Source organism: Paenibacillus sp. BT-177 (genome assembly GCF_025846815.2).
Classification (GTDB): domain Bacteria; phylum Bacillota; class Bacilli; order Paenibacillales; family Paenibacillaceae; genus Paenibacillus; species Paenibacillus polymyxa_C.
The window spans coordinates 1-14,511 of sequence record NZ_JAOYTP010000001.1; the positions used below are offsets into that span (position 1 = coordinate 1).

2 protein-coding genes and 1 pseudogene are annotated in these 14,511 nt (G+C 40.8%); all 3 read right to left on the bottom strand.

Features of this window, described 5'->3' with window-relative positions; genetic code table 11:
• On the bottom strand, positions 1–4,821 hold a 4,821-nt coding region (locus tag OIU26_RS00005), incomplete at its 3' end, for a non-ribosomal peptide synthetase (RefSeq protein WP_264215592.1).
• Between the two features lie 42 nt (positions 4,822–4,863).
• Positions 4,864–13,503 carry a non-ribosomal peptide synthetase/type I polyketide synthase gene (locus tag OIU26_RS00010; RefSeq protein WP_264215593.1) on the bottom strand — a complete coding sequence of 2,880 codons (8,640 nt, stop codon included), beginning with the start codon at positions 13,501–13,503 and terminating at the stop codon, positions 4,864–4,866.
• A pseudogene (locus OIU26_RS00015) lies at positions 13,496–14,404 on the bottom strand (aminotransferase class III-fold pyridoxal phosphate-dependent enzyme); the annotation flags it as partial. The gene OIU26_RS00010 and the pseudogene OIU26_RS00015, both read right to left, overlap by 8 nt.
• Positions 14,405–14,511 lie beyond the last annotated feature (107 nt).

Genomic DNA, 14,511 nt, shown 5'->3' on the forward strand with positions numbered 1-14,511 from the left:
GACAGCCATGATCCCTATGATCATTTCCGGGGAACGTTCTACCATAATTCCCACTACACTATCAGGTTTTATTCCCTTTTCTCTTAATTTTCTGGCCAGTTGGTTTGCCTTTTCGTTTACTTCCTTATAAGTCAGCTGTTTATCTTCAAACACTACAGCAATATTATTGGGTGTCTTTTCTACCTGCTCTTCAAACAGTTGATGTATAGTCTTATCCTTAGGATACCGGACCTTTGTATCGTTAAAGTCATATAGTATTTTCTGCTTTTCTTCCTGTGAAAGCATATCAATTTCTGACAACCTTTTTCCAGGATAAACCGTTATCTCTTCCAGAACATTAAGGTAATGGGCTGCAAACCTTTCTACAGTCTCTTTCTTGAACAGCCTTGTGGCATATTCCAAATCAAATGCAATACCTTCCTGGGTTTCCCGAGCATTTAATGTCAAGTCAAATTTGGATATTCTAAATTCATTTGTATAGGGTATAAACTTAAGCCTATCTATCTTCAATTCTGATGAGCCGGTATTTTGCAATACAAACATAGTATCAAAAAGAGGATTCCTGCTCATATCCCTCTTTACATTAAGCTTTTCCACCAGTTCTTCAAACTGGTAGTCCTGATTTTCATAAGCCCTTATAGAGTTTTCCCTTACTTCCTTTAGAAACTCAGCAAAGGTCTTTTCTCCCTGGGGATAGTTCCTCATGGCTAAAGTATTTACAAACATACCTATTATGTCTTGTAAATCTGTATGAGGTCTTCCAGCTATAGGGCTTCCCACTATAATATCTTCCTGCCCCGTATACTTAGACAGCAGTATGTTGTATGAAGCAAGCAATGTCATGTAAAGAGTAGCCCCATTATCCCTTGCAAGCTTAATAAGTTTTCCCGTAAGCTCACTGCCTGCTTCAAAACGGATAAAACCTCCGTCAAAGCTTTGAACCGCAGGCCTTTGGTAATCTACTGGCATATTCAGCACAGGAATTTCTCCATTAAATTCCTGGAGCCAGTATTCCTCCTGCTTCTTTATTTTGTCCCCAGCAAATAGTTCCTTCTGCCAAACAGAATAGTCCTTGTACTGTATACGGAGGGAAGAAGGGTTATTTCCTCCATACATATCCATGAACTCATGTACCAGTATATCCATGGACGTACCGTCAGATATGATATGGTGCATGTCAAACATCATGACATGCTTGTCTTTTCCCGTTTTCACAAGGCCTACTCTTAGCAGCGGAGCAATTCCAAGATCAAACGGCTTTATAAATTCTTTTACGATTTCCCCCACTTTTTCTTCGTCAGATTCTAGATACACTACACTAAAACCCACAGGATCATTGATCTTCTGGACGGGTTCACCCTCTATGAAATGGAAAGATGTTCGAAGGGTCTCATGCCTATTTATAAGCTGTTGGAAGGTCTTCTGAAAAAGCTCCAGATCAATACTGCCTTCAACCAGCAAGCTGCCTGGCATATTGTATGCTGTCCCTGCTCCTTCAAACTGATTTAATATATACAGCCTTCTTTGGGCTGATGACATAGGGTAGTATTCCATCTCTTTAGCAGTTTGGATGGATTGATATATACTCTCCTTTGCTTCCTTCATATACCTTGCTATTTCCGCTATAATTGGAGCCTTAAATATTTCCTTAAGAGGCATGTCTATATTGAACTCTTTGTGAATTCTCGCTACAAGGCTTGTAGCCTTTAAAGAGTGTCCACCTAACATAAAGAAGTTGTCATTTCTTCCTATCTTCTTAATTCCAAGGATGTCTTGCCAAATCAGTGCAAGCTTCTCTTCAAATTCGCCTATAGGCGCTTCATACTCTATTCCCGTATTTATATTACCTTCGGGTTCAGGCAATGCCTTCCTGTCTATCTTGCCATTAGCTGTCAATGGCATTTTTTCAAGCTGCACAAAGTATGATGGTACCATGTATTCGGGCAGTTCTTTTAAGAGATGCTCCCTTAGTTCTGATATTGTCAGCTCATTTTCTCCCGCTATATATGCACACAGGTATTTACTGCCCTGATGGTCTTCCTTTGCAATCACCAAAGATTCCTCAATTGAAGGATGCTTTAGCAGTTGTGCTTCTATTTCACCAAGCTCTATCCTAAAGCCTCTTATCTTTACCTGGTGGTCTATTCTACCCAGGTATTCCATTTCTCCATCAGATAATAACCGGACCAGGTCTCCAGATTTATATAACCTCTCTTCCGGCTTGTACGGATTTTGAACGAACTTTTCCTTTGTAAGCTCCGGTCTTCCAAGATATCCTCTGCAAACTCCGTCTCCTCCTACACAAAGCTCTCCGGCTACTCCAATGGGAACAACTTTCATGTTCTTATCCATTACATATGTTGTAAGGGTTGGTATAGGCCTTCCTATGCTGCTCACATTAGATCTAATTTCTTCCTCTTCTATCTCTTTATATGTGACATGCACTGTTGTCTCGGTTATTCCATACATATTGATGAGTCTAGTCTGCGGGTACTTCTTTCTCCATTCCTTCAACAATGCAGGCTTTAATGCTTCCCCTCCGAATATGACATATCTTATCTTAAGTTCTTTTTCTTCATATGATACTTCTTCATTGGCTATATTATAGAAGGCTGAAGGTGTCTGATTTAATACGGTCACCTTCTCATTCCTTAGAAGTCTCAGATACTCTACATTGCTGCGTGCTGTCATTTTAGGAACTACCACCAATCTGCCCCCATATAACAACGCCCCGTACATCTCCCATACGGAAAAATCGAAACTCATAGAATGAAACATAGTCCATACATCATTTTCGTTAAAATCAAACTGCATTTTACTGTTAAATAACAGCCTTACTATGTTTCTATGCTCTATCATTGCCCCTTTGGGTTTACCTGTAGAGCCTGAGGTATATATTAAGTAAGCTAGATCGGAAGGTTTATTTACCACCGATAAGTTATATTGTTCATCTGAATATTCCTGCTCATCTTCTAAATTTATTACTGTACCTATTGATGTATATTTGTCTATAAAATGTGATTGGGTCAACAGGATCACTGCCCGGCTGTCTTCCAGCATATGACTTATTCTTTCCTCAGGATAATCTGGATCTATGGGAAGATATGCCCCTCCTGCTTTTAATACCCCTAGGATTGCTACTATCATCTCAAGTGAGCGTTCTGCCAGAATACCTACGATACTGTCCGGTTTGACTCCTTTAGCCCTTAATACATGGGCCAACCCATTTGATTTTTTATTGAGTTCACTATATGTAAGCTTTTTACCCTCAAATACCACAGCTACATGATCAGGGTTCTTCTCTGCCTGCTCTTCAAAAAGCTGATGGATAGTCTTGTTTTTAGGATACTGTGCCTCTGTAGCGTTAAAGGTATATAGGATTTGCTGTTTTTCTTCCTGTAACAGTACATCAATTTCCCACAACCTTTTTTCAGGGCATACCGTTATCTCTTCAAGAACGGTTATGTAATGGGTTCCAAACCTTTTTATTGTCTCCTTCTTAAACAGCCTGGTACAATATTCAAGGTTAAATGTTATACCTTCTTGACCCTCTACCACTTCAAGCATAAGGTCAAATTTTGCCTTTCTGCCTTCCAGCCAGTTGTTGTATTGTTTGAAGTTTATACCCGATGCTGCAAATTCTGTCTTGTTTGAAGTGCGCAGTGCAAACATAGTGTCAAAAAGAGGATTCCTGCTCATGTCCCTCATGAGATTAAGTTTTTCTACAAGTTCTTCAAACTGGTAGTTCTGATTTTCAAAAGCCAAAAACGCATTTTCCCTTACTTCCTGCAAGAATTGGACGAAGGTCTTTTCTCCCTCAGGATAGTTCCTTATGGCCAAGGTATTTATAAACATACCAATGATACCCTGCAGGTCAGCATGGGGCCTTCCGGCTACAGGACTTCCAACTATGATGTCTTCCTGTCCAGTGTATCTGGACAGGAGTACGTTATATGCAGCCATCAGTACCATGTATAAGGTAGCTCCATTATCTGTTGCAAGCTTATTTAGTTTGACTGAAAGTTCAGGGTTTATTTCAAAGCTTACAGCATCTCCTTCAAAACTTTGTACCGCCGGTCTTGGATAGTCAGTAGGCATATCCAGTACCGGTATATCACCCTTAAATGTCTGGAGCCAGTATTCTTCCTGCTTCTTTATTGAGTCTCCGGCAAACATCTCCTTCTGCCATACAGAAAAATCCTTGTACTGTATCCGTAGTGGCAAAAGGGTCTTCCCTTGGTACAAATCCAAAAACTCACTCATAAGTATATTGACTGATATACCATCTGATACTATGTGGTGCATGTCAAACATCATAACACGCCTGTCTTCGTTCGTTTTTACAAGTCCTACTCTCAGTAATGGAACTTGGCTAAGATCAAAGGGCGTTATGAATTCTTTGACTATTTCTGCTGCTTTTTCTTCATCCAGTTCCAGGTACGTAATACTGAAATCCACGTAATCATGAACCTTTTGTACTGGTTCACCCTCAACCATATGAAATGATGTGCGCAGAGCCTCATGTCTTTTTACTAGCTCCTTGAATGCCTGTTCGAAGCGTACTGCATCAATGTTTCCTTCCAGCAGTACGACGCCTGGCATGTTATATGCAGTACCTGCTCCTTCAAGCTCGTTTAGTATATACAGCCTTTTCTGGGCAGATGACATAGGGTAAAATTCCTGCTCTCTGGCAGAAGGTATTCCAGAAAAGGCATTTGGCGTATATTTTGAAACATCTTTTCCTTTTTCTTTTAGCATCGTCTCAAATAGCTTTCTTTTTTCTGGAGAAAGAGATTCTATTCTTTTCATCAAATTATCCATAACTTCGTCCCTCTTCTCTATTTCATCTCTTTTAATTCCTATTTATAGATTTTCAATCATGCTTAAAATTTCTTCGATTTCCACTGTATCGTTAAGTCTATTTTTAATACTTTTTGCTATTGCCGAAATTGTAGGACCCATAAACACTTCTTTTAATGCAAATTCTATGTCAAATTCTTTATGAACCCTTGATACAAGATTGGTTGCCTTTAATGAGTCTCCTCCTAATTCAAAGAAGTTATCATTTACTCCAATCTTCTGGACTCCAAGGATTTGGCTCCATATCAGTACAAGCTTCTCCTCAATTTCACCGAATGGTGCAGCATAGTCTACCCCTGTATTAATATTTCCATCAGGGGCAGGCAGGGCATTTCTATCTACCTTGCCATTCGCTGATAAAGGCAGTTTTTCCAACTGTACAAAATATGAAGGGATCATGTAGTCTGGCAGATCTTTGGAGAGATACTCCCTTAATTCCGGTATTGTCAATTCACTTTCTCCAACTATATATGCACAGATGTACTTGTTCCCTTGGGGGTCTTCCCTTGTTGCTGCCACAACTTCTTTTATTGAAGAATGTTTTAGAAGCTGAGCTTCTATTTCTCCAAGCTCTATTCGGTATCCGCGGATCTTAACCTGATGGTCTATTCTGCCCAGGAATTCGATATTCCCGTCAGGCAGCCATCTTCCCAGGTCTCCTGTTTTGTACAGCCTTATCCCCTTTTCTTCTCTGAAAGGATCTTCAAGGAATACATGGGCTGTTTTTTCAGGGTCATTTAAATAACCCCTTCCTACACCTGTTCCAGAGACGCAGATCTCTCCTTTTACTCCGATAGGGCACAGGTTCATGTTTTTATCTGTTATATATAGATTCATATTTTGTATAGGCTTGCCTACAGGAATGTTCTCTCCTTCATGAGCAGCTTCCATAGTATATAGAGTAATATCGTCCGCTGCCTCTGCAGGTCCGTAGGCATTAACTACTTTAGTATTTGGACATAGGTCAAACCATTTCCTTACTATGCCGGATTTTACGGTTTCTCCCGTTATCAGCAAGTAATGAAGTTTTTCCGGTTTATTCCCTGTATTTTCCACATACTCAAGCATTAAAGCAAGGTATGAAGGTACCACCTCAAGGACCGTTATGCCATCTTCTATGATCCGATTCGTAAACCTTGCAACATCCTTTACTATTTCATCTGGATAGATGATAATTTGAGCTCCTATGGTTAGGGCTGCAAAGAACTGCCATACAGATACATCAAAGTATTGAGGCGAGTTCTGGGATATTATGCTGTTGTTAGTTATACAAAGTTCCTTTATTTCCGCATGGATGTGGTTTATCATGCCAAGATGCTCTATCATAGCTCCCTTTGGTACACCAGTTGAACCAGATGTATATATAACATAGGCCAAACTATTTATGTCTATATCTAGATCTAGGTTTTCGCCACTTTCAGCCTCAATCTCTTTTTCACACTGGTCAAGGTATATAATTCGGCCTTTATAGTTCTCACTAAGCTGCTGGGTCACATAATCTGATAAGGTCAACACATAGGCAGCTTTAGATTCCTTAAATATATCAAGCACCCTTTGTGTAGGGTATTTTGGATTTACAGGTATGTAAGCCCCCCCTGCTTTCCATATACCAAGTACCGATTCTACAAATAAGGGGCCCCTCTCCAGCATGACAACTACGGCTTCTTCTCTACCAGTGCCAGCCTTTAGCATGTACCTTGCTATCCTGTTTGCCCTTTGGTTGATCTGGCCATATGTAAATCTACGGCCTTCATACGCTACTGCTATATTGTCTGGACGTACTTTCGTCTGCTGCTCAAACAGGTGGTGTACCGTCAGGTGATGTTCAAATTCAACCTTCGTATCGTTAAAGCCGTATATTATTCGCTCCTTTTCTTCTTGGGATAACATATTGATTTCTGATAGTTTTTTTTCAGGGTTTGAGGTTATCTCTTCAAGGATATTAAAGTAATGCTGAACAAGCCTTTCTACCGTCTCCTTCTTAAACAGACGTGTAGCATATTCCATCCATAATATTATATTATGACCATCTGGTATCAACTGGAATGTTAGGTCAAATTTTGATGTTTTACTTTCAACCGGATATTTGGAATACTTTAATTCACCACGATGTTCCATAATATGCTCATCAGAAGGAACAATATTAAACATAACAGTAAATAAAGGATTTCTGCTTGAATCTCTCTTTACGTTAAGTTTTGTCACAAACTGATCAAACCTGTATTCCTGATTTTCATATGCTTCTAAGGAGCTTTCTTTTACTTCTTCCAAGAACTCAGTAAAGGCCTTATTTCCCTCTGGGAAATTCCTTAATGCCAGGGTATTTATAAACATCCCCAGTATTCTTTCAGTATCAAAATGAGTTCTTGCCGCTATAGGAGTACCAATAATTATGTCTTCCTGTCCTGAGTATTTATACATTAGTGTATTTAATGCCGCAAGAAGTATCATATACACGGTGGCTCCTGTTTGGGAGGAAAGTACATTTAATTTATCCATCAAATGACTGTCTAAATCAAATAGCAACCTATTTCCTTCAAAGCTTTGAAGGACAGGCCTAGGATAATCTGTAGGCATATCAAGGATAGGAATTTCACCCTTGAACCTATTAAGCCAGTATTCTTCCTGCTTTTTGTAAACCTCAGTGCTAAACAAGCCATTCTGCCACTGGGCAAAATCCTTATATTGCACCTCCATTGCCGGAAGGCTTCCACCACTTAATATAGAAACTATTTCATCAAAAGTCCTGATTATTGAAGTTCCATCCGAGACTATATGATGTACATCAAGCAAAAGTATTTGCCTGCTAGCATGGATTTCTATAAGACCTACTCTTATTAAGGGTGCTTTGCTTAAATCGAACGGTCTTACAAATTCATCGATTATTTTCTCTACTCCGTCTTCCTCAGACTCAAAATATTCTATAGTAAAATCAACTTCATCTTGTATCCTTTGCACAAGCTCCCCATCAATCATCTCAAAGGATGTCCTAAATGCTTCATGCCTTTGTATCAATGTTTTTAATGCTTCCCCAAGGGCAACCCTTTCAATCCCACCTTCAAATAAAATTCCCACAGGTATGTTATACCCAATGTTGTTACCCTCAAGATTATTAATGATATACATCATCTTTTGTGCAGATGAGGTTTCATAGTACTCTTTTTCAGAAACTTTAGGTATTCTTTCAAGCTCAGCCTTACCCATATTTAGGGAATCCTGTTCTGAAATCTTTCCCGATTCGTATAGCTTTGATATCATTCGCTCGGAAAGATCGTATATGCTGGAACCCTTAAGAAGTTCTACTATGGAAACAGGTGTTTTAAAGGCAACCTCCATCCTGTTTTTTATTTCGGTGGCCATTAATGAATCCATCCCAAAAACAGTTAGTGGTTGTTTGGTACTTAGATCCTCAGGATTATAACGCAAAACCTTCGCTACTATTGTTTTAATATGCATTTCAACGATATTCTGCCTGCTCTGTACTGGAGATGAAATAATATCCTCCAGGATATCAACATCCACCTTTGATTTATTTATATTCTCTTGTTGTCCTGACTCATCTTGCAAAAGAGTTTTAAGCACATGTGGAGAACTCATGGGTGAGAACCATTTTTCCCCAAACGTTTGCCACGAGAGTATAGGTAGAACCACAGACTGTGCAACAGCTTCTCCAACAAGGTGCTCCATAGCCCTAATTCCCTTTTCTACCGTTACAGATTCTATGGATTTTTGTATATAATACTCCGGATCACGTTCCATAAACCTTGCAGCCATTCCAACCTCTGACCATGGTCCCCAATTGATACTCAGTGCAGGAAGTCCTCTCGATAAACGGTAATGTGCAAGTGAGTCCAAAAAGGCATTCCCAGTTGCATATGCTCCCTGGCCTGGTGAACCAAATACAGAAGCAACTGAAGAAAATAAAATAAAGAAGTCAATAGGCCGTCCCTCTGTCATACGGTGAAGGTTCCATGCACCATTTACCTTAGGCGAAAGGACCCTATAAAAAGTCTCATCTTTACTAACCTCAAGAAATTGATCATCCGTAATACCAGCAGAATGTACAACACCTCGAATAGGAGGCCTTTCTTCCTTATCAAAATCTTTAAAAAATCCAGCAAGCTTTTCCTTATCAGTTACATCCACTGATCCAATATATACTGTTGCCCCCTGGGACTCCAGCTTACGAACAAACTCAATCCTCTCTGCAAGGCTGCTGCCTGGCTCTACATTGTTCCATTCAGAACGTTTTGGAAATTCTCCGCGTCCAAGCAGTACCAGATGTCTTGCTCCCTTGGCAACCATCCACTGGGCTGTAATCATACCTATGCCACCAAAAGCACCTGTAATAACATAACTTCCATCGGGGCGAAGATGTACGGGTACTTGATGCTGCATATCAATCCGCAGTTTATCGATTCTTGCTGCAAGTCTATTCCCATTACGGAAAGCAATTTGGTTCTCTCCATTACCTAAGACTTCTTTTAACAGCATTTCCATTTCACCCGCATTGGCCTCTATGTCAAGGTCTACAAGGCCTCCCCAATTTGAAGGCAACTCATGGTAACCTATGACGGTGCCAAGGCCCCATACCAACGACTGTAAGAATGCAGAATTTGGAGTAGCCCTGTTGATCATTTGGGCTCCTCTTGTAATAACCCACAGCTTAAAATTTAATCCCAGATTTGTGGTTGCTTGTACCAGGTGTTTTAATACAAACAGGTTTTCAAAACAAGCTTTTTCTATAGCTGTATTGCTAACTTCCTGGATCTCAAGGATATTGAGGCTCCACATATATACAATACCTGTTAGCTTCGTTTTAATTTTTGAGAATTCATCAAACAACGCTCTAAGATCCTCAATGCTTCGAGGGTTTATATATATCTCACGCTCTTCATACTGCCAACCAAAATTCTCACCAGGATATACCATAAAGCATTCTTCTCCCCTTTTTTCAAGGAGATTTGCCAGTTCTTTTCCTGCTGCTTTATGATCCACAAAAATAAGCCATGCTCCAGAGTTAGCAGCAGCTGTGCGGGTATCAACTTCTTCACTTTTTAGAAGCTCCCAGTTTATCTCATAAAGATAATCCTTAACTCTTCCAGCATCAGACCCTCCACTATTTCCAAGTTCCTTAGTTCTTATACCCAGTATTTCGGCGATTAGATTTCCGTCCTCACTATATAGACGGATGTTGGCGTTCAAATTATTATCTTTCCTATCTACCATCTGCGTATGACAAAGCATGACAGGCTCCGGCCTTCCATAAAGCTGCACCCTGTCTATTCCTACAGGTAGGAATGATTGGCCTTCGTTATTTTCATCTTCATTAAGTGGTGCAACTGCCGCAATGGTAACCTGGAAACAGGCGTCCAATACCGCCGGGTGAAGACCGTAGATAGAGCTATCAATCTCCAGTATTTTAGGGATCTCGATCCTGCCAAGAGCTTCGTTATCACCTTTCCATATCTTGTCTATACCTTGGAAATAAGGACCATAATGGAAACCCATTTGATAGAAGGTTTTATAACATACTTCTTTTCCGTATTCTTTGGTACAATTGCCAAGTATTTGAATCAACTCATCTTTAGCAGTGATCTTTATGTTTTGCCGTTTTCTTATTGTGCCGGATGCATTGCATGTCCAAGTCTTATCTTGTCCCGGTATCCTGCTTGAAATCTCGAATTTTGCGGTTTTTGGATCCAAAACCACCTGCACCACAGGTGATACTCCTTGATTTAAAAATAAAGCATTTTCAAACTTTATATCTTCAACTGTATAAAAACCCTCTCCAAAATAGCTTCTGGCACAAGCCATTCCCAGCTCTACATACCCTGCTCCGGGGAAAACTTCTATACCTTGTATTTTATGATCAGAAAGATACGTCATATAGGTAGTATTAAGTTCAATCTCCCATATAGGGCTGGAAGTTTTCAAACGGCGTCCTAAAAACTTGTGCTTATTTTTTCCCTGCCTAAATTCACTTGATTCCTGCGTTTCCATCCAGTATTTATCCCATTGCCATGGATAAAGAGGGAGACTTACAAACTCACCTTGGTACCGGTAAATCTTGTTCCAATCTATAGGGTATCCCAGTGCATATAGATTCCCTAAGTTCTCCAGTATTGAAACCTGTTCGTTTTCATTTCTTTTTATAGAGAACAACTTCTTACCTTCAACGTTTTTAGCTGACAGACAATCAGAAATAGAAGCTGCTAAAACAGGGTGAGGGCCCACCTCAATAAATAAGTTATAATTCAACGAAATCATTTCATACATTGCTGCTTCAAAACGTACCGGCTCTCTTACATTTTTATACCAGTAATGTCCATCACACTCTGTACCCGTCAGCATTTTCCCTGTAACCGTGGAATATATCGGTATCCCGGCAGGCTGGGACTTTATTCCTTTTAATGCCTCCAATAGCTCCTGCTCATATGGTTCCATTTGGTAACTGTGATACGCTACATTGACCTTTAAAAGCCGCGCAAAAGCCCCCTTATCCTGCAACTGTTTTTGGATCTGCTCAAGGGCATCAGGATCACCTGACAAAGTTACCGAATTTGGGCTATTGATTGCTGCCATTGAAACACCTTTTATGTTCTCATCCAGCAGGGCCACAACTTCTTTTTCTGGTAAACCTACCGCCAGCATTGTGCCCTTGTTTACTGCTTTTTGCTGGGCACGGCTTCTGTGAATACTTACCAACATGGCATCTTCAAGGCTGTAAATTCCTGCAACATATGTAGAAGCCACTTCTCCAACACTGTGTCCTACCACCGCATGGGGTATAATACCCAAGGATTTCCATACTTCAGTCAAACCCACCTGAACAGCAAAATTGGCAGGTTGAGCAAACTGGGGCTGGTCCAGACGTGAATTCTCCTCATCGGCGAGAAGTTCCTCCAGTAGAGACCATCCAGCATACTGACGTGTAAGTTTATCGCATTTTTCTATCATATTTCTAAACACAGGGTCTTTTTCAAGGAGCTGTCTGCCCATAGCCCACCATATGGGCCCCATACCTGTATATACAAAAACAGCTTTATTGTACTTTCCTGCCTCAACATTTCCCGCAGACATCCCCTGGCGTGCTTGTCCTTTAATATACGCTTCCAGGTTTCCTGCAAGTTCTTCCTTTGAAGATGCCGAAACCGCTAGTCTATAGTCATGATGGGTGCGCTTTTTGCTCATCATGCTTCCAATATCATATAAAGAAATACTTTCTCCACTTCCATTAATAAAATCAACATACTTTTGCGCATAGTTTTTTAGCGCCTTTTCTGAGCGCGCAGATATGGGAATCATATATGGCCATCCGGTATTTACATTAACTTCAGGAGTACCCTCTTTTTGGAGATTTGTAGCTTCCTCCAAGAGGATATGGGCATTTGTTCCTCCAAAACCGAATGAATTTATGCCAACCAATGCGGGTTGCGGCAAAGGCTCCAGGGTCTGAGGAATTCGTATACATAAATCGTCAAAGGGAATTTTAGGGTTTGGATTCTTAAAGTGCAGATGTGGAGGTATTTGCTTATGCTTTATGATTAGTGAAGCTTTTATCAGTGCGGCAACTCCTGCAGCGGCCTCAAGGTGGGCAATGTTTGTCTTAACAGATCCGACAATACACTTTTTATCTTTTGGCCTGTCTGTTGAAACCACTCGTGCTATTGCATTAGCCTCAATAGGGTCTCCAACCGGAGTGCCGGTGCCGTGAGCTTCAATATATGTTATATCTGAAGGTGATATTCCTGCCTTTTTGTATACCTCCTTCATTAAGTTTTCCTGAGCCTGCCCGTTTGGAACAGTAATCCCGTCTGTGTGGCCGTCCTGGTTTACACCCGATCCACTTATTACGGCATAAATCCTATCTCCGTCTTCGATAGCATCTGACAGGCGTTTTAAAACCACAACGCCGGCTCCTTCTCCTCTTGCATAACCGTTTGCACTGGAATCGAAAGTTTTGCACCGTCCATCGGGAGATAAAAAACCACCCTTACTTTCCGCTATGGTATACTCAGGTGTAGCTATAACACTTACTCCGCCTGCTATTGCGAGATTACATTCATTATTCAATAAACTCCCGCATGCAAGGTGTGTTGCAACCAAAGAGCCCGAACACGCTGTATCTACAGACAAACTTGGACCTCTGAAATCATATATATATGAAATCCTGTTGGACAACATTGTCATCATCATACCCGTTGCCGAATGTGTATCTAAACTTTCAACCGATTCGTTTTTAAATTGTATTGCTTGATAGTCAAGGGTGAAGCCCGCTACAAAGACACCGGTATTGGTTCCTGCTAGCTTGGCCGGATCCAAGCCTCCATCTTCCATTGCTTCCCATGATGTCTCCAGCATCAGTCTTTGCTGTGGATCAAGAAAGGCCGCTTCCCTTGGAGAAATACCAAAAAACAAAGGGTCAAACTCATCTATTTTATCTAAAAATCCACCATGACAGGTGTAATGCTTGCCTGGCTTTGATTTGTCAGGATCATAAAACTTTTCTAAATCCCAGCGGCCTTCGGGTAAATCGGAAGTCATATCTTTTCCCGCAGTCAATGCTTCCCAGAACTCCTCAGGCCCCCTTATTCCTCCTGGCAAACGGCATCCTATTCCTATAATGGCGATTTTATCCATAACTTTCGACCTCCAATACTTTATTTATATTCTCTTGAATAGCTTGTCTGATAATTGAACAACCCTGCTGCAAAAGTTCAAGCTCGATGGTTAACGGAGGCATAAGTTTTATAACACTGTCTTTTCTTCCTGCGCTTTCGATGATTAAACCGTTTTGGTAACATTCCTCTACTACTTTTTGCGTGATTCGCTCATCCTCCACATTGGAAAAATCAATACCCCAAATCAAACCTGCACCCCGAATGGTCAGGCCCTTATGTAATGACAAAATCTGCTTGGTTAAATATTCTCTTACAAATGCTTCCTTATATTTCACAGACTGTTCCAAATTATTCATTTCCCAATATTCCAACGCAGCTGTAGCTCCAATGAAAGCAAGCTGGTTTCCCCGGAACGTACCGTTATGCTCACCAGGCTTCCAGACATCAAGTTCCGGTTTCATCAGCAGAATAGACATGGGAAGGCCATACCCGCTGATTGACTTGGAAAGCAGTACAATATCAGGGATCATCCCGGCACGTTCAAATGAAAAGAACGGTCCGGTGCGTCCGCAGCCAACCTGAATGTCATCGCAAATCAGTAGAATACCGTGTCTGTCGCTAAGTTCCCTCAGCCTGAGCATCCATTCGGGTGAAGCTATATTTACGCCGCCTTCCGCCTGAATGGTTTCAAATATAATAGCCGCCGGTTTTTCGATTCCCGAGTGACCGTCGTTTAGAACGGCTTCCATGTATTCAATAGTATCGAATGAGTCAATTGGACTCTCGGAGTATGGGAAAAAGGTAACATCGGATAATGCTATGCCGGAGGAAGATCTTTTCTGAATGTTGCTGGTAACAGCCAGACTCCCCAGCGACATTCCGTGAAATCCTCCCATAAACGCAAATATACCAGTCCGTTTAGTGAATGGCAGTACCAAGATACGGAAAAATTTCTTCCCCAATTACTTCATGTCTTGAGAAATAAGTGATGAGTCTTTCGTATCCGTATTTATCCTTTATGTGTTCT

Bases quoted from the DNA above. Each gene is read 5' to 3' on its own strand.
- OIU26_RS00010 (WP_264215593.1), bottom strand. From the start codon at position 13,503: ATGGATAAAATCGCCATTATAGGAATAGGATGCCGTTTGCCAGGAGGA.